Genomic DNA, 18,476 nt, shown 5'->3' on the forward strand with positions numbered 1-18,476 from the left:
AACGGAAAACCGGGGCTGAACGACTGCCTTGACTGAACTGAGTTACCGACTTTTCATCTATTTTTCATAACGATATAACATTACAATAATGCTTCAGCAAAATACCAGCAACACATGCCAACCTAAACTGCCCGTTACAGTGCTGTCCGGTTTTCTCGGTGCAGGCAAGACGACCCTGCTCAATCATATACTCAGCAACCGTGAAAATCGCCGGGTAGCTGTGATCGTCAACGATATGAGTGAAGTCAACATCGACGCAGCCTTGGTAAGGAACGAGGTCGCGCTGAACCGCTCCGAGGAAAAGCTGGTCGAGATGAGTAACGGCTGCATTTGCTGCACCTTACGCGAAGATTTGCTGATAGAGGTTGGGCAGTTGGCCAAGGAAGGCCGTTTCGATTATCTGGTTATTGAATCCACCGGCATCGCCGAACCGTTGCCCATCGCCGAAACTTTCACCTTTCGCAATGATGACGGCGTTAGCCTGTCAGACATCGCGCGCCTGGATACGCTGGTCACCGTGGTGGATGCCGTGAACTTCATGCGTGATTACATGGATGCCATAAGCCTGAAAGAAGCAGGAGAATCTCTAGGAGAAGAGGATGAGCGTAATGTCGCCGACTTACTGGTGGATCAGATCGAGTTTGCCAATGTCATCCTAATTTCCAAAATTGATCTTATTGGAAGCGATGAAGTTTTCAACCTCAGAGCCATCCTGCGCAGTCTCAACGCCGAAGCTGAAATTGTACCTATGGTGATGGGGCAAGCACCGCTGAATAAAGTGCTGGATACCGGTCTGTTCGACTTCGCCAAGGCCGAGCAAGCACCGGGCTGGCTCAAGGAATTACGCGGCGAACATGTGCCGGAAACGGAAGAATACGACATTTCCAGTTTTGTATACAGCGCGCGGAGGCCGTTTCACCCGCAGCGTTTTTACGACTACCTGCATCACAGCGACTGGGAAAACGGCACGCTGCTACGCTCCAAGGGTTTCTTCTGGCTGGCGTCGCGTCACGAATACGCGGGAAGCTGGTCGCAGGCGGGCGGCATCATGCATCACGACATGGCTGGGCGCTGGTGGGCCTCAGTGCCTGAACAGCAATGGCCGCAGGAATATCTGGACGATATCCTGGTCAACTGGTCCGAGCCATTCGGCGACTGCCGCCAGGAACTGGTGTTCATCGGTCAAAACATCAATGTCCAACAAGCGCGCCGCGAACTTGATTCCTGTCTGCTGACTGATGACGAATTGGCCGCAGGCAGCAACATTTGGCAGGCCTATTCAGACCCGTTTCCGGCCTGGTATCAGGAGCAGCCTGCATCATGAGCCCCGACAACTGGCTCCTCGTCGTTTATGCGCTGGCAGCCGGGATATTCATGATCGTCGTTTTAGAAAACCCATTGTTACCCGGATAAGGAGGCGGTATGAACGCGCTCACTCACATAATCCAGCAGGACGCAGCAACGCCTGCTGCCGTGACTTCGAATGACCTTGGCGATCTTTCGCGCATTTTTAAAGATGATGTCAATTTATGCCTCATTCATCGGCAACTCGAAACGCAGATTCTGTCATTTGCAGCCGAGCTGCTGCGTTGCGCCGAAGAAATCGAAATCGTCGAAGCGATTGATTTCGAACGCTACAAATTCGATACGCTTTTGCCGGATTATAAGGATTTACCCGACCATACGGCGTGGTGGCATGATGTCCGCCCGGCTTACCTGGGCATATTGCGAGCTGTTCGGTATCGAGCGGGCAGGGCTGCGTCTCAGGATGCTGGACAAGGCCATGTGTCCGCGCTTCCATGTCGATCATGCGCCTTGACGGCTGGTCTGCACTTACGGCGGCGTCGGCACCGAATGGCTGCCTGAAAAGTATATAGACCGGACTCGGCTTGGAGCCCGCGCGAAGGGCTTGCCCGATGAAGAGCCGGGTCTCGTTCTGGATAACACGGCGATCGGCAGGAAGCCGCCCTATGCCGTTGGACTAATGAAAGGCAGCAAGTGGGAAGGAAATGAAGAGCGTGGCGCAGTCCATCGTTCGCCGAAACCCGCACAAGAAGAGCCGCGCCGCTTGTTGTTGACGCCGGACATGCTTTGAGTAGTGCAAACCGATAACGATCATCGGCCAGTCAGCCGGTTTTTTAAAAAATAAGGGTAACTATTCAGCGTGTCAGCGTGCCGATTTTCCATTCCTCCTGAACCTGTCGAAGGATGAATGGAAAATCCTATTATATTGATAGTTAACCCGTTCATGGTTCGTCAGACGTTCCAGCCGCATTCGCGGCGCTACGCCCATGAACGGATTAGCTTAACGGCACCGGGCAAAACTCAAAGGACGCTGAATAGTTAAAAAATAAGTTTATTAATCAACGAGGAGCTAAAAATGAAACGACTATCTCTGATACTTGCCTTTTTTGCCTGGGCGATGCTTATGTCCGTACCCTGCTTTGCACTGACGCACGACGAATTGATTGCTCAGCACGCTCAATTGGAAGCGGAGCACCAGTCCATGGAGCAGGAACATGCCATGCTGGAGGAGGAGCACCGTAAAATGGCCGGGGAACACAAACAGATCAGTAGCGGAAAACCCGACAAGAAACATCAGCAGATTGAAGCGCAACACCGGAAAATGGTCAATGCGCATGCAGTCATGGTCAAACGCCATGAGCAACTGGTCAAAAAACATGCTGCAATGGAGGTTGCGCACAAGGCCGGGAAATTGTCACAGGCCGAAATGGAGCGACAGCATCGACTAATGTTGAAGGAAGATGAAACACTCAAGGCCGAGCACGAAAAAATGCAGGCTGATCATGAAAGGATGAAAGCCGATCATGAACAAATGCTGAGAGATCATGGAAGAATAAATTAAGCGTTTCCATTGATGGTTCGCCAAGGCTCTTATGAGCGTAGCAGAAGGATTCGCCACTTGCGGAAACAACAGCTTGCCGTTCGTCCTGAGCCTGTCGAATGACTCATTGAGGGCTTCCCAATGCTACATTGCGACTTTTCAGTTCCCGTATCGAATTAAAAAACGCGTCGTTCCTGCGTGGAGAGATACCGTGCAAAAGTAAAAAGGGAGGACGAAAAGTCCTGTCCGACCTCCATCAGACGCCTGGGATGGATTCAGAGTAACTTGCCTGCCGACCGACCGGATGCCGTCATACCCTGACGGCATCCGGTAATTTTCTGTTAAACGCTTGCGTTCAGTCTACAGAACCTAATACTGGACAGTTCGAAGGTGCTCGGAGATACTTTAACAGTCAAAAATCGAGAACGACTTAAGCCGCCGGGCGGGACGGGGAGCCGTCGCGATTTGAAATCACCGAAAATAACAGGATGAGGATAGCAATATGGGTTTTTTGCAAGGCAAACGAGTTTTGATTGTAGGCGTGGCCAGCAACCGCTCCATCGCATACGGTATTGCGGCGGCGATGCATCGCGAGGGAGCCGAGCTTGCATTTACCTATCAGGGTGACAAGCTGAAAGAGCGCGTCGAAAAGCTCGCCGCCGAATGCTGCGGTACCGCGCAGCGCGTATTGCCTTGCGATGTCGCCAGCGATGAGCAGATCGAAACGGTTTTCACCGAATTGGGCAAAGAGTGGGATGGTCTGGACAGCATCGTGCATTCGGTCGCCTACGCGCCGCGCGAGGCGCTGGACGGCTCTTATGTCGATTCGGTGACGCGCGAAAATTTTGCGATTGCGCATGATATCAGCTCCTACAGTTTTACCGCTCTGGCCAAGGCCGGCCGCAACATGATGGCCGGGCGCAACGGATCGCTGCTGACGCTGAGCTACCTGGGCGCGGAACGCGTTATACCCAACTACAACGTGATGGGGGTCGCCAAGGCCAGTCTCGAGGCGAATGTGCGCTACATGGCCGTTTCTCTCGGGCCTGAAGGTACGCGTGTGAATGCGGTTTCGGCGGGGCCGATACGCACGCTGGCGGCGTCGGGCATCAACAACTTTCGCGATATGCTGAGCAAGGCCGAGCATGCCGCGCCGTTGCGCAAAAACGTCAGCATTGACGAAGTCGGCAATGCCGCGGCTTTCCTGTGTTCGGATCTGGCGTCCGGCATAACCGGCGAAATCGTGTACGTCGACGCCGGCTACAATATCGTCGGATTGGCGAGCGTATAACTGAATTTCGTGACAATGTCGCGGTTACTGCATAAAATCATTGTTTTGTTGTTTCGTTGACCCTGCTAGACCAGAAAAATCATAGGAGAAAAAAATGCCGACCCGTCGAGAATTAGCGAATGCCATACGTGCCCTGAGCATGGATGCCGTCCAGAAAGCAAACTCAGGCCATCCTGGGGCGCCGATGGGCATGGCGGATATTGCGGAAGTGTTGTGGAACGACTACCTGCGTCACAACCCAAGCAACCCCAAATGGCCGGATCGAGACCGCTTTATCCTGTCCAACGGACATGGCTCCATGCTGTTGTATTCCTTGCTCCATCTGACCGGATATCAGCTGCCGATCGAAGAAATCGCCAACTTCCGCCAGCTGCACTCGAAGACGCCGGGACACCCCGAGTACGGTTATGCGCCGGGCGTGGAAACCACCACCGGTCCGCTGGGACAAGGCATCACCAACGCCGTCGGTTTCGCACTGGCGGAGCGCACCCTGGCAGGGCAGTTCAACCGTCCCGGTCACGCCATCGTCGATCATCACACCTATGTATTTCTGGGTGACGGCTGTTTGATGGAGGGTATCTCCCATGAAGCTTGCTCGCTTGCCGGTTCGATGAAGCTGGGCAAGCTCATCGCCTTCTATGACGACAACAACATCTCCATTGATGGTGAAGTGCGCGGACACGGCAATACTCCCGGCTGGTTCATGGACGACACTCCCAAGCGCTTCGAAGCTTACGGTTGGCATGTGGTGCGTAATGTCGATGGCCACGATAGCGCGGCAGTAGCGAAAGCCATCGAAGAGGCGCGCGCCAGCGACAAGCCCAGCCTGATTTGCTGCAAAACCATTATCGGCTGGGGTTCGCCGAACAAACAGGGTAAGGAAGAATGTCACGGAGCGGCGCTGGGCGCGGATGAAGTCGCGCTGGTCCGCAAGACCATAGGCTGGAATTACCCGGCGTTTGAGATTCCGAAAGATATCTATGAAGGCTGGGACGCCAAGGAAATCGGCGCTAAAAACGAGGCCGAATGGAATGACCGCTTTGAAAACTATCGCAGCGAACACCCTGAGCTGGCCGCAGAATTCGAGCGCCGCATTTCAGGCGATCTTCCGGCTGATTGGGCGCAAAAGTCGGCTGAATACATCGCCGCGGTTAATGCCAAGGGCGAAACCATTGCCAGCCGCAAAGCTTCGCAGAACGCACTGAACGGTTTCGGCCCGCTGCTGCCGGAACTGCTGGGCGGCTCAGCCGATCTGGCCGGTTCCAATCTGACGATCTGGTCGGGCTGCAAGGACGTCAACGCGGAAGGCCATAACGGTAATTACGTTTACTACGGTGTGCGTGAATTCGGCATGTCCGCCATCATGAACGGCGCGGCGCTGCACGGCGGCTTCAAGCCTTACGGCGCTACTTTCCTGATGTTCTCCGAATATGCGCGTAATGCGCTGCGCATGGCGGCGCTGATGAAAGTACCGAGCATTTTCGTTTACACTCATGACTCCATCGGTCTGGGTGAAGACGGCCCTACCCACCAGCCGGTGGAACAAACCGCCACGCTGCGCTTGATTCCGAATATGCAGGTATGGCGTCCGGGCGACGCAGTCGAATCCGCGGTTGCCTGGCAGGCGGCGATCGAGCGCAAGGATGGTCCGTCCGTACTGATTTTCTCACGTCAAAACCTGGCGCATAATGCGCGTAGCGATGCGCAGATTGCGAACATCAGACGTGGCGGTTACATCCTGAAGGATAGCGACGGCGCGCCTGAAGTTATCCTGATCGCGACAGGTTCGGAAGTCGAGCTGGCGGTTAAGTCGGCGGAAGCGCTCACTGCAAAGGGGCGCAAAGTCCGTGTAGTTTCGATTCCTTCGACCAACGTGTTCGATGCGCAGGATCAGGCTTATCGCGACAGCGTATTGCCGCCCGGCGTCAGCAAGCGCGTAGTCATTGAAGCGGGCGTTACCGACGGCTGGTGGAAATACGCCGGCACCGCCGGTCGCATCGTCGGTCTGGACCGTTTCGGCGAGTCCGCGCCCGCGCCGCTGCTGTTCAAGGAATTCGGCTTTACCGTCGAAAACGTCGTTGCCCAAGTGGAAGCGCTGTAAGCGGGAAAAAAGTCGGGATAGCCGGGTTGCCCGCATGCGAGAGCCCGGCAGCCTGACCGAAACATTATACAAAACAGGTATACGGCATGCTCCGGCATGCCGTACCCCTACCCGAAAGGGTACAGAATTCTTTTATGGCAGGTGAGTCATGGCTTTGATAACACTGCGTCAACTACTCGATCATGCGGCAGAGCATGGCTACGGCGTGCCGGCGTTTAATGTCAGTAATATGGAGCAGATCAGAGCCATCATGGAGGCTGCCGCCATGGTCGATTCGCCGGTGATACTGCAAGGCTCCGCCGGCGCGCGCGCCTATGCGGGCGAGGCTTTTCTGCGTCATCTGGTATTGGCGGCACTGGAAAGTTATCCGCATATACCGGTTTGCATGCATCAGGACCATGGCGCGTCGCCGGCGGTGTGCGCGCGCGCGATTCAGTCCGGCTTCAGTTCTGTGATGATGGACGGCTCGTTGCTGGAAGATATGAAAACGCCTGCCGGCTACGATTACAATGTCGAAACAACCCGCAAAGTGGTGGAAATCGCACATGCCTGCGGCGTGTCCGTAGAGGGGGAGCTGGGATGTCTGGGGTCGCTGGAGACCGGCAGAATGGGCGAAGAGGACGGTCATGGCGCAGAAGGAACGCTCGAACATTCCCAGTTGCTGACAGATCCGGAACAAGCGGCCGATTTTGTCAATAAAACCGGTGTAGACGCGCTGGCCATCGCTATCGGCACCAGCCATGGCGCGTACAAATTCATGCAGAAACCGACAGGGCAGGTTTTACGCATTGATCGCGTCAAGGAAATACACCAACGGTTGCCGAACGTGCATCTGGTCATGCATGGCTCGTCTTCGGTACCGCAGGATTGGCTGGAAATCATCAACCGCTACGGCGGTGAAATACCGCAGACCTATGGCGTGCCCACGTTGGAAATTGTGGAAGGCATCCGTAATGGTGTACGCAAGGTGAACATCGATACCGATTTGCGTCTGGCCGCTACCGGCGCAACTCGCAAACATTTGGCGGAAAACCTTTCAAACTTCGATCCGCGCAAGTTTTATAAAGAGGCGCAGATAGCGATGACTTCGCTGTGCCGTGAACGCTACGAAGCTTTCGGCGCAGCCGGGCAGGCTGCGCGCATACATCCGATTGGTTTCGAAGCGATGTCCAGGCGTTATGCTTCCGGCGATCTGAAGCCGGTTGTGCAGTAAATCATGAGGCTGCAGGCGCTGATTTTCGATGTAGACGGCACCCTGGCCGATACCGAACGGTACGGGCACCGTGTAGCCTTCAACCGCGCGTTTGCCGATGCAGGTCTGAATTGGCTCTGGGATGAAAAGTTGTACGGCGAACTGTTGTCGGTTACCGGCGGCAAGGAGCGCATGCGCCACTTTATCGAGCAATATCATCCCGCGCTGCCGGATGGCGCAGCCGGCGATATCGAAGGATTTGTCGCGGGCTTGCAAGCGTCGAAAACCCGGCATTTCATAACGCTGGTGCGGCGCGGTGAAATAGCGCCGAGACCGGGAGTGCTGCGATTGTTGCGCGAAGCGCATAGCTGCGGTCTGCGTTTGGCGATTGCGACGACATCGACCTATGAAAATGTCGAAGCGCTGCTCCTGTCGTTCGGCACGGACGTGCTCGGATGGTTCGAAGTAATCGGTGCTGGGGATATGGTTCCGGTAAAAAAGCCGGCTCCTGATATTTATCTGTACGTGCTGGAAAAACTTGGTCTGGATGCAGCGGAATGTCTGGCGATAGAGGATTCGGATAACGGATTCCGCGCCGCGCGCCGCGCCGCCATTCCTGTTGCCGTTACGCTGAACGATTATACTGCGCATCAGCGTTTTGACGGCGCGCTCGCCGTGGTCGATCACCTCGGAGAACCCGGGTTACCGTTAGCCTGTCTGGCTGGGCGGCTGGAGCCGGATTGCCGCTTGCTGGACGTCGTTGCGTTAAAGCGTTTGCACGCGACCGAGCCATAGACGGGTTGCCGATTCCGTTCAGCGCCGCAGTTGATTGGTTAATAATAATGAAAAAAACTTCTGTGCAGGAGTGCACGGACACTGAGGAGTCCAGATGTCGAAAAAGTATCCTGTCGTTGCTGTTACCGGTTCATCCGGTGCGGGTACTACTACAGTAAAAAAAGCATTCGAACACTTGTTTTTCCGGCTCGAGTTGCAGGCGCTGGTGATCGAAGGCGACAGCTATCATCGCTTTGACCGCAAGGAAATGGCGCGGCGCGTTGATGAGGCTCAAAAAGGAGGGCAGCATTTCAGCCATTTTTCCCTGGAAGCCAACATTCTTGACGAATTGCAGAATACTTTCCGTCAGTATGGCGAAACCGGCGCCGCGCGGCGCCGTTATTATGTCCATAGCGCTGAAGAGGGCGAAGAACTGGGCGGGTATGAAGCCGGGACTTTTACGCCCTGGGAAGACGCGCCTGCCGACACTGACCTGTTGTTCTACGAGGGTTTGCATGGCGGCGTAAAGTCCGGCGATCTGGATATTCCGAAATACACCGATTTGCTGGTCGGCGTAGTGCCGATCGTTAATCTGGAATGGATACAGAAAATACACCGCGATACCGCTCAGCGCGGATATAAGCCGCAGGATGTAACCGATACCATCCTGCGCCGCATGGATGACTACGTGAAGGTCATTACGCCGCAGTTTTCCCAGACGGATATCAATTTTCAACGCGTGCCGTTGGTGGATACGTCGAATCCGTTCATCGCGCGCGATATCCCTTCTCAGGATGAAAGTCTGGTAATCGTCCGCTTCAAGGAGCCGAACAAATTCAAGGTGGATTTCCCGTACTTGCTTGCGATGCTGCACGACTCGTTTATGTCGCGACATAACTCGATAGTTATTCCGGGCGGCAAGATGGGGCTGGCTATGGAAATCATCTTTCGGCCCATTATAGAGCGCTTGATGGCGGGGCGAGACAAGGCACGCTGTGATTCGGCGTATTAAGCAGCCAGAGAAGCCATATCCTTAGGCCGGGGACGAAAATCGGGACCGGATCGGCAACATTATAATCGGAGGAAAAATGACACAAGATGAATTGAAGAAAAAGGCTGCCGAAGCGGCCCTCGAATATCTTAAAGACGTTACCATTCTGGGAGTGGGAACGGGATCTACGGTCAACTGTTTTATCGATCTGCTTGCCGGTCACAAGGGGGATATCGAAGCGGCGGTTTCAAGTTCGGAAGCGACTGCCGCGCGTTTGAAAGCAATCGGCATACCGTCGATAGACCTGAACTCCGCGGGCGATCTGGATTTATACGTGGACGGCGCGGATGAAATCAACGAGCATCTGCAGATGATCAAAGGCGGCGGCGGCGCGCTGACCCGCGAAAAAATCATTGCTGCCGCCAGCCGTAAATTTGTATGCATCGTGGATGAAAGCAAATTTGTGCCGGTGCTGGGCAATTTCCCGTTGCCGATAGAGGTGATACCGATGGCGCGCAGCTATGTCGCGCGCGAAATGGTCAAGCTGGGCGGCCAGCCGCAATGGCGCGAGGGTTTCATAAGCGATAACGGCAACCCCATACTGGATGTATATAATCTGGAAATTACCAATCCACCGGAACTGGAACGGCGGATCAACGACATCGTCGGCGTTGTTACGGTCGGGATTTTTGCGATGCGTCCGGCCGATATCGCGATACTGGCCTCAGCTGATGGCATCAAAACCCTGAAATAATGCCCGCGATTGCCCGAATTCGCACGAGTCCCGATCGCCTTGCGGGGCAGGCGCCCCGCTACCGGGCCTGATTGTATGGCACGTCCGGAGTTGTTATCATGCGCAACGTTTGCCATTGCGAATCAGGCGGCGGATGCCGTGCCTGCGAAAGGCCAATACCTATAAAACCAAGGAGTTCACCATGTCCAAAAATTTACTCGAGCAGCTTCGTGAAGTGACGGTGGTTGTCGCTGACACGGGCGATATTCAGGCCATCGAAAAGTTTACACCGCGCGACGCGACGACCAATCCGTCGCTGATTACCGCTGCCGCTCAGATGCCGCAATATCAGGGTATTGTCGACGACACGCTGAAAGGCGCGCGCGCAACCTTGGGAAATGACGCGTCGGCTTCTCAGGTAGCCTCATTGGCTTTTGACCGTCTGGCCGTTTCTTTCGGTCTGAAAATCCTCGAGATTATTCCGGGCCGGGTTTCGACCGAAGTTGACGCGCGTCTGTCCTTCGACATCGACGCGACCATAGCCAAGGGACGCGACCTGATTGCACAATACGAAGCTGCCGGCGTATCCAAAGAGCGCATTTTGATCAAGGTTGCCGCAACCTGGGAAGGCATACGGGCCGCCGCCGTGCTGGAAAAGGAAGGCATACATTGCAACCTGACCCTGCTGTTCGGCATTCATCAGGCCATCGCCTGCGCTGAAAACGGCATTACGCTGATTTCTCCGTTTGTCGGCCGAATTCTTGACTGGTACAAGAAAGACACCGGCCGCGATTCGTATGAGCCGGCGGAAGATCCGGGCGTGCTGTCGGTTACCAATATTTACAATTATTACAAGAAGTTCGGTTACAAAACCGAAGTGATGGGCGCCAGCTTCCGCAATATCGGCGAAATAACCGAACTGGCCGGCTGCGACCTGTTGACCATCGCGCCTTCCCTGCTTGCTGAACTGCAGGCTACGGAAGCCGACTTGCCGCGCAAACTGGATCCCGCCAAAGCCGCCGGGATCACCGATATCGCCAAAATCAGCGTGGACAAGGAGACGTTCGATCGTATGCACGCCGAAGATCGCATGGCGAATGAGAAGCTTGCAGAAGGCATAGACGGGTTTACCAAGGCGCTGGAAAAATTGGAAGTCCTGCTGACAGAGCGTCTGGCAAGCCTGGAAGGCTGATTTCTTTGTTGTTCATAGCGGCGCATTCGAAGGCTGGCCCTATCGAATGCGCCGGTAAGATCCGGAAGAGACGTAGCGTTGACACGCCGGTTTTTCTAAGCTACAGTTTGTAAATTGTGTATTAATTAAAACTGTAAATAGTATATTAACTAACTTGCGCAGTCTGGCTGTGCCGGTCGAGGCGCAATGTGCTGCAAGACCGCTTTTGCATAAAAGTGGATCGTTTTCTATCTCACTACCTATAAATGAGGCAAAACAACATGGCAAGACCATTAATTCAATTGGCACTCGACTCCCTGGATAAAGAACAGACTTTGAAGCTCGCCAAGCTTGCGGCGCCTTATGTCGATATCATTGAGCTGGGAACCCCATGCATCAAATACAACGGTCTGGAAATCGTCAAAGCCGTTAGAAGCCAGCATCGCGACAAACTGGTCTTTGCCGACCTTAAAACCATGGATGCCGGCTACTACGAAGCAGAGCCATTCTTCAAGGCCGGCGCCGATATCACTACCGTTCTGGGAACGGCGGATTTCGGCACGATCAAAGGCGTTATCGACGTTGCCAACAAGTACGGCAAGCAAGCGCAGGTCGATCTGATCAATGTAGAAGACAAGGCTCACGTAGCCAAGGAAGCCGCCAGACTGGGCGCGCATATCATCGGCATCCATACCGGTATCGACCAGCAGTTGGCCGGCAAAACCCCGTTTGCCGACCTGCAGGCTTTGCTGTCTCTGGGCCTGAAAGTCAAGGTATCGGTTGCAGGCGGCATTAACCAGTCTACGGTTGAGCAGGTAGCGGCTACCAAACCTTCCATCATCGTAATCGGTGGTGCTATCACCGGGGCGAAGTCTCCAGCCGAAGCCGCGCGTCAGATCAGCGTGCTGGTCGAAGCGGTTGCAATCCGCGCAGGGGCTTAACATGCATCAGCAGCTTATCTTCGACAAGATTTCGGGGATATTGAAGGCGACCGACGATAGCTATGATAAGTCTTTGACCGCCCTGCTGGACGGCGCAAAACGTATTTTTGTTGCCGGTGCCGGGCGTTCGGGCCTTGTTGCAAGATTTTTTGCAATGAGACTGATGCATGGCGGCTATGAGGTCTTTGTCGTTGGTGAAATCGTAACTCCGAGCATACGTCAGGGTGATCTTTTGCTGGTAATTTCCGGTTCCGGTGAAACGGAAACGATGATCGCCTTTGCCAAGCGTGCGAAAGAGCTGGGCGCTGACCTTGCATTGATCTCTACCAAGAGTTCATCGACCTTGGGGGATATGTCCAAAGTGGTATTCCAGATTGGAACACCGGAACTATACGGCAAGGTAGTCGGCATGCCGATGGGCACGACGTTCGAGTTGTCGACTCTGGTTTTCCTGGAGGCGACCATTTCGCATGTGATCCATGAGAAGGGCATCCCCGAAGAGGAAATGAGAACACGTCACGCCAACCTTGAATAATCCCTTATCAAGGTGTTTCATCATAAAGCATAAATAAATGAAAAGATGCTGTATAAAATATGTGCAGCATCTTTAACAACTATCACAAGTGGGAGGACATATCATGGCAAAACCATTAATTCAGCTGGCTCTTGATTCTCTGGATTACGAACAGACCGTAGCGCTGGCCGAGAAAGCGGCTCCTTACGTCGACATTATTGAAATTGGAACGCCTTGCCTCAAGGTCAACGGTCTGCGTCTGGTCAAACACCTGAAAGGCCAGTTTCACAACAAGCGTATATTCGCCGATCTGAAGACCATGGACGCCGGCGCATATGAAGCAAAGCCTTTTTTTCAGGCCGGCGCCGATATCACCACGGTATTGGGTACTGCCGATCTGAGCACCATCAAAGGCGTAGTAGAGGCCGCCAATGCTTATGGCAGAGAGGCGCAGGTCGATTTGATCAACGTCGCCGATAAGCCGAAGCGTGCGCGTGAAGCGGTAGAAGCCGGTGCGCACATTATTGGTATACACACCGGTATCGATCAGCAGCTCGCCGGTCAGACGCCCTTTGCCGATTTGCAGACTCTGCTTAACCTGCATCTGAACGCTAAAATCTCAGTTGCCGGCGGCATTAATCTGGCGACGGTACAGCAGGTTGCCAAAGCCGGCCCATCCATCATCGTTATCGGCGGCGCGATAACCGGCGCGGCATGTCCTGAAACTGCAGCGCGTCAGATCCGCAAGCTGGTGGACGAAGCTTCGGCCTGAGTATGTTCTATGCGCGGGCCGGTCTGACTCGTCAGCTTTAACGCCAAGTAGAGAGGGAACCAGCGGAAACGCTGGTTCCCTTTTCTTTTAAGTAAGAAAATGAAAACACCTTTCGATGCAGTCATTTTTGACAGCGATGGCACGCTGGTAGATAGCGAAAGTCTGGGTAATCAGATTCTTGTTGATTACGTTGCAGAACTCGGACTCTCCATGTCGCTGGAGGAAGCGATTACTCAATTTCGGGGCGGCAAAATGGCCGATACATTGCTATATATCGAACAACGTCTGGGCAAGCGCTTACCCGGCAACTTTGTCGTGGAGTTACGCGCACGCATGGTCACGGTATTTAATGAATCCCTGAAGCCGATGCCCGGCGTAAAGGCCGTGCTGCAAGGCTTACAATTGCCGTTTTGTGTGGCGTCCAGCGGCCCTCGCGAAAAAATTGAACTCAGTTTACGCGCAACCGGGCTGCTTCCCTATTTTCGAGGCCGGATATTCAGCGCCTACGAATTGGGTCGCTGGAAGCCTGAACCCGATATTTTTCTGCATGCCGCAAAAGCAATGGCGGCCGCTCCCGAACGCTGCGCAGTGGTGGAAGACAGCGTTAAGGGCGTTAAGGCCGGAATTGCCGCCGGGATGACAGTCTTCGGATACGCACCGCTTGCCAATAATGCGCGCCTTGAGGGGCTGGGCGTGAGATTGTTTACGCATATGGACGAATTATTACCGTTGCTGCAGTATGAAGAATAATCCGGGCTGGAATGTAAATAATGGAACAGAAATCATTGGGCGATTGCTAAAGCTGCTGCGTTAAGCAACGCTGCCAATTCGTGTAGATCAACGCGCCGTGCCGCTTCCCGAACGCGGAAGGCGAAATCAGTATGCTCAGGGTGATCTGTTTCAAACCTTACGGCCCAGGCTTCGATCTCGGTTATGCTGCCAACGGCAATCAACGTACGCAGCGGCGCCAGCAGTTCATCCGGGATGGAAAACGATAATACCGGAATCCTGGCAGAAGGTTCCGATATGCCGTCGAGCAGTTTTCTCACCGCAAGCAGAAGCTGATCTGCGAAAACAGGCTTGAGCAGGATGGCGTTAAAGTCGATATCCCTGGGAAAGCCGGCCGGGCGTTGGGGCGGTATGGCGCTACATAATATAACGATAGCGTTCGGATACTGCCGGCGCAGCGTCAGCAATAGTTCCCACCCGCCTATGCGGGGCATCATCTGGTCGACCAGAATGGCGTCGAAATGAGTTTCTATAGCCAGGCGCAACGCTTGTTCGCCGTCCGTGGCGAAAACGACATCGAAATCTGCCGTCGACAGGATTTCCTGCAGATGACTCCGGCTCGCTTCATTATCATCGGCAACCAGCAGTGTCTTGCCGGCGCCGAAAGCATCCCATGTCGGTGAAGTTGACGCCGGCTGCATAACTTCGGATTCAGGAGCGGTGTTCACCACCAGGCGAAAGGTAAAGCGGCTGCCATGACCCAGCGTACTTTCAACTCTCAGTTTATCGCCCATTTCCTTGACTATCTGCTGAGCGATACAGAGTCCGAGCCCCGAACCTTGCCGATCGGAGTCCCGCCGTTCAAAGGGCAGGAAAATGCGCTCCATGTCGTGCTGCGGAATGCCGGGGCCGGAATCATCAACAACAAAAGATAACGCCACCTGATTGTCCGGCATGAATTCGGCTTGCACACGCAGCTGGATAACACCGTTGGCGGTAAATTTCGCCGCATTGGAAAGCAGGTTGAGCAGTACCTGTCGCAGGCGCTTGGGGTCGAGCACAACGATGGGCGGCATGCCGCCAAGTTCCAGTACGAAACGGTTACCGTACTGTTCGGCCAGCAGTTCGGCCTGTTGCGCAATGTCGTCCAGCCAGGCGTGTAGATAGATTGGCGTCGGCGACAGCTGCAGATGATCCAGTTCGCCGCGCGCGTATTCCACCAGATCGTCTATCAACTCGAGCTGATGCGCAGCGCATTGTTCGATGGATGCCTGGTAGCGAAGCGTTTCGGTGCCGGCGTGCAGGTTAAGTCGATGGACGGTATTGATGATGGTCGCCAACGGCGTCCGCAAATCGTGACTAACGTAAGCCAGCAAACGGCTTTTGGTCTGGTTGGCGCTACGGGCTTCGTCGAGCGCCGTGTTGAGGTCGGCGGTGCGATCATCCACAGCCCGCTCCAGTTGTGCTTCGTGGGCTGCGCGTGCATCGAGCAGGGCTTGCTGAGCAGCCAGCTTTTCCTTTCGCGCCAGCATAATGCGGTCAACGACGGCAGCCAGCAGGAAAGTGTTGCTGATCAGCACGGAAAGCGGTGTGGCATAATTGCCAATCAGCTCGGACTGAATGACGCCGAATAGAGAAAGGACGCGCGCAAGAGAGCCGATTAGAACAATGACGAATGCAATCAGGTAAAAGCGCGAAGCCGGAAAGCGTCGCAGAATGGCCAGCAGCACTGTTATAACAATTGCAATCACAATGGAAAAATTCAACACGATATGGAGTGAAGACCAAGTCCGATTGTCACATAACAGTAAGATGGCGGCGGAAACTGATTGCGCGGCCAGCAATGACAGCAGCAGATGATCCCAGTGCGGAAGCCGGGTGCGAGTAAGCAGCAGTTCGCGCACAAACAGAAGCATTCCGCAAAGACCAAGCGCACCGAACAAGGCAATGCTGCGGGTTGTCCAGTCGGTCGCCTCGGGCCAAAAATACATGAAGCCGTAGCCCTTGCTGCTTGCATCGTGCAGGCAAAAGGCCAGAATGCCCAGCGCATGCGGAAGAAAAGCGCGGTCTCTGAGCGTAAAGAACATCAGTAAGGCATAAATAGCGGTGAGTATCAGGCAGCCGATAAGAAAGCCGTCGAATAAACGGGCAAAATTTTCGGCTTCGCGGAATGCCAACGGCTCCCATAGTTCAAGGTCTATGGCGATCGTCGTAGAACTGGCAATGCGCAAATACACCGTAGCGGATTCGCCCGCAGCCAGTTGCAGAGGGAACACCGCGCTGAGCGCGGCTATCGGGCGTAGCGAAAATGGCAAAGTGGTTCCGGCATCCATACGGCGCCAGCGCCCCTGCTGCCGAAAAAACAGACTGACTTCCTGCAACTGTGCCGAATGGATGGCGATCCAGCGAGTGAGCGGCGCGGCGGTAGTATTGACGACAGTCAGCCTGAGCCATATGGCGGATGCGGTAAAGCCGGGACTTAACAGACGCAGCGGCGCCGGCGTAAAACCGCCCATTCCACCAACTGTTTCAATGTTTATCGTGGCGGTTAAATCTTCATAACTTTCCAGATATTTCGTCAGCGAAACCACGCTTTCATTACCGGACAGGCGTAATTCCGCCGCTGCGGCGAATGCGGAGCATGCCGACATTAAAAACAGCAACAGGAAACTGCGTAATGTCATGACCGTGAAGCCGATGTCTCCTTACCCACCAGAAACATAAAAATATCAGTATCCTATTCTGATACTGGCTTCCCAGGCGTCAGGCCAAAAAGCAAACGGAAGGTTATTGAAATCAAGGAGGGTCTGAAAGGGTGCTGTTGAGTCGTCTCGTGGTTTTCTAAGTGAGCGGCTCGTTCTCGAAGTGCCGGGTGGCCTCACGATAGTCAGACGGGGGCATGCCCATGCGTTCACGAAAAGCCGTGGCGAAATTACCGGCATTTTCGAAACCTACCTGTGCGGCAATTTTACGAACGCTCATTTCCGTACCTGTCAGAAGCTTGCAGGCGACACTGATGCGCTCTTCCCTGATAAAGGTGGAAACTGTCATGCCGAATTGATTGTGGAATATCCGCCCCAATTTTTTTTCATGAGTGCCTACCATGTGAGCAATTTTCGCAACCGTCGGCAACGCTTCCAGTTGATCCTGGATCAGATTCGCAGCAGCCCTGGCGATAATTTCGTCAGGGCTGAGCTGCTTTATGGCGCGTTCTGCGTCAGGCTGACTCAAACATCCGCGTAATCGGTTCAGGTGAATGCGAATTCGCATCAACACCTCAGCCTCCAGGAAAGGCTTGGAAATATAGTCTTCCCCGCCGATACTCAATCCTTGCAGACGCTCTTCGGCGGAATTTTTAGCCGAGAGGAAAATGACTGGAATGTGGCATGTAACCGGATCCGTCTTGAGCAAGCGGCAAGCAGTAAACCCATCCATCTGCGGCATGGCGACATCCATCACAATCAAGTCGGGTTGCGCAACGATTGCCCGCTGATAACCCTGGCGGCCATCGGTTGCCACCATCAGCCGGAAATGTTCATGGCGCAGCATGTCGGACAGCAGTCGCAATTCATCAAGAGAATCATCAATAAGCATGATGGTGGATAGTGGATACATTTAGAGAAATACTGAAAGTTAAATCTGCAATTCTAGATTCTAAAGAAGTAACGCATACAATTAATCGACTAGTTGGATCCTTGCCGTCAGGGGCAGACCGCACTTGGTCGACAGGGATGTTACCCGGATTCCACCCATGGCGGCTGGATTTCGGCAATCTACGCCGGAAAGACGATGTTTTCTTTTGCAATCTATCGTAACAAAATGATATGTAAGTTCTTCCTTTCCGTCTGAAGTCAATGGAACCTGGATGTCTACAGAGACTAACCATGTCAGGGCTGCAAAATTCGCACTCGAAATCAAAAAGGTCGTCCGCTTTGGCAAATACGTGGTACCCATTTTTTAAATGATACTAACTATGTGAAGCAAATGAAAGATCCGCCGACGGGGCATACGCATTAACCCCGAAGGCCGAACACAAACTCCGCGCGGAAATCATTAAGCAAAGCGGCTTCATAACGTTTTGTTCAAGACTCAGCCAGGGGAGGTAACTTACTTCAAATAAACTAAGCGACAAGCGGCTAGTCATAGCTAAAACCGCAGGCGCATTTGTTAACTTAACGGCGTTAGTCACGGATCGGGGGATCCTCTATGGGTCAAAAACGGCAACCAGGTTTGGCGCCGGACGGACTTTGCCAAACGGCCAACACTCCGCCGGCGCATTGCCTGATGGCGGCGATCGCGACCGCTATCCTCGCCGCGTCCGCAGTCGCGCAAACGGCAACTACGCTAACGCCAGACGAGAAACAGTATGAGCTGACCCTCATCGGCACGCCGAACGCCTGGGCGACAAACTATTCGGGCGCC

At 54.1% G+C, this 18,476-nt stretch carries 17 protein-coding genes; 15 read left to right on the forward strand and 2 right to left on the reverse strand.

The window, feature by feature from the left end:
• The first annotated feature begins 88 nt into the window (after window positions 1-88).
• The 15 genes from zigA (at window position 89) to F6R98_RS00330 (ending at window position 14,075) form a co-directional block, all read left to right on the forward strand.
• Window positions 89-1,324 (forward strand): zinc metallochaperone GTPase ZigA, encoded by a 1,236-nt coding sequence (gene zigA / locus F6R98_RS00265; RefSeq protein WP_153247213.1) that lies wholly within the window; start codon window positions 89-91, stop codon window positions 1,322-1,324.
• A gap of 98 nt (window positions 1,325-1,422) precedes the next feature.
• The gene (locus F6R98_RS22960; protein WP_315699856.1) at window positions 1,423-1,866 is read left to right on the forward strand and encodes a DUF1826 domain-containing protein; all 444 of its coding nucleotides are present in this window, start codon (window positions 1,423-1,425) and stop codon (window positions 1,864-1,866) included.
• A 7-nt stretch (window positions 1,867-1,873) separates the two neighbouring features.
• A complete protein-coding gene (locus F6R98_RS22360) occupies window positions 1,874-2,095 on the forward strand; it encodes a DUF1826 domain-containing protein (RefSeq protein WP_455423474.1) in 222 nt (73 codons plus the stop codon).
• Between the two features lie 285 nt (window positions 2,096-2,380).
• Complete coding sequence (locus F6R98_RS00275) at window positions 2,381-2,866, forward strand: hypothetical protein (RefSeq protein ID WP_153247214.1); 486 nt, start codon at window positions 2,381-2,383, stop codon at window positions 2,864-2,866.
• A 481-nt stretch (window positions 2,867-3,347) separates the two neighbouring features.
• Window positions 3,348-4,136, forward strand: a complete 789-nt coding sequence (locus F6R98_RS00280; RefSeq protein ID WP_153247215.1) for an enoyl-ACP reductase FabI — start codon at window positions 3,348-3,350, stop codon at window positions 4,134-4,136.
• Between the two features lie 94 nt (window positions 4,137-4,230).
• A complete protein-coding gene (tkt, locus tag F6R98_RS00285) occupies window positions 4,231-6,237 on the forward strand; it encodes a transketolase (protein ID WP_153247216.1) in 2,007 nt (668 codons plus the stop codon).
• 148 nt (window positions 6,238-6,385) lie between these two features.
• Complete coding sequence (fba, locus tag F6R98_RS00290) at window positions 6,386-7,450, forward strand: class II fructose-bisphosphate aldolase (protein ID WP_153247217.1); 1,065 nt, start codon at window positions 6,386-6,388, stop codon at window positions 7,448-7,450.
• Window positions 7,451-7,453: 3 nt separating this feature from the next.
• On the forward strand, window positions 7,454-8,224 hold the full coding sequence (locus F6R98_RS00295; RefSeq protein ID WP_153247218.1) for an HAD-IA family hydrolase: 771 nt from the start codon (window positions 7,454-7,456) through the stop codon (window positions 8,222-8,224).
• Between the two features lie 94 nt (window positions 8,225-8,318).
• A complete protein-coding gene (locus F6R98_RS00300) occupies window positions 8,319-9,215 on the forward strand; it encodes a phosphoribulokinase (RefSeq protein WP_153247219.1) in 897 nt (298 codons plus the stop codon).
• A gap of 76 nt (window positions 9,216-9,291) precedes the next feature.
• Entirely contained in the window at window positions 9,292-9,948 is a 657-nt protein-coding gene (rpiA, locus tag F6R98_RS00305; RefSeq protein WP_153247220.1) for a ribose-5-phosphate isomerase RpiA, read from the forward strand.
• A 181-nt stretch (window positions 9,949-10,129) separates the two neighbouring features.
• Window positions 10,130-11,119 (forward strand): transaldolase, encoded by a 990-nt coding sequence (locus F6R98_RS00310; protein WP_153247221.1) that lies wholly within the window; start codon window positions 10,130-10,132, stop codon window positions 11,117-11,119.
• A gap of 260 nt (window positions 11,120-11,379) precedes the next feature.
• Window positions 11,380-12,039, forward strand: a complete 660-nt coding sequence (gene hxlA / locus F6R98_RS00315) for a 3-hexulose-6-phosphate synthase (RefSeq protein ID WP_153247222.1) — start codon at window positions 11,380-11,382, stop codon at window positions 12,037-12,039.
• Window position 12,040: 1 nt separating this feature from the next.
• Window positions 12,041-12,574 (forward strand): 6-phospho-3-hexuloisomerase, encoded by a 534-nt coding sequence (hxlB, locus tag F6R98_RS00320; RefSeq protein ID WP_153247223.1) that lies wholly within the window; start codon window positions 12,041-12,043, stop codon window positions 12,572-12,574.
• 103 nt (window positions 12,575-12,677) lie between these two features.
• Window positions 12,678-13,325: a 3-hexulose-6-phosphate synthase gene (hxlA, locus tag F6R98_RS00325; RefSeq protein ID WP_153247224.1), complete on the forward strand. Its 648-nt coding sequence runs from the start codon at window positions 12,678-12,680 to the stop codon at window positions 13,323-13,325.
• Window positions 13,326-13,424: 99 nt separating this feature from the next.
• Window positions 13,425-14,075, forward strand: coding sequence for an HAD-IA family hydrolase (locus F6R98_RS00330; protein ID WP_153247225.1), 651 nt, complete (start codon window positions 13,425-13,427; stop codon window positions 14,073-14,075).
• A 32-nt stretch (window positions 14,076-14,107) separates the two neighbouring features.
• Here the strand turns inward: F6R98_RS00330 and F6R98_RS00335 are convergent, their stop codons facing one another.
• Together F6R98_RS00335 and F6R98_RS00340 are read right to left on the reverse strand one after the other, a co-directional pair.
• Complete coding sequence (locus F6R98_RS00335) at window positions 14,108-16,738, reverse strand: hybrid sensor histidine kinase/response regulator (protein ID WP_153247226.1); 2,631 nt, start codon at window positions 16,736-16,738, stop codon at window positions 14,108-14,110.
• Between the two features lie 157 nt (window positions 16,739-16,895).
• On the reverse strand, window positions 16,896-17,669 hold the full coding sequence (locus F6R98_RS00340; protein WP_153247227.1) for a response regulator: 774 nt from the start codon (window positions 17,667-17,669) through the stop codon (window positions 16,896-16,898).
• Window positions 17,670-18,476: the final 807 nt, after the last annotated feature.

Source organism: Candidatus Methylospira mobilis (genome assembly GCF_009498235.1).
Taxonomy (GTDB): Bacteria; Pseudomonadota; Gammaproteobacteria; order Methylococcales; family Methylococcaceae; genus Methylospira; species Methylospira mobilis.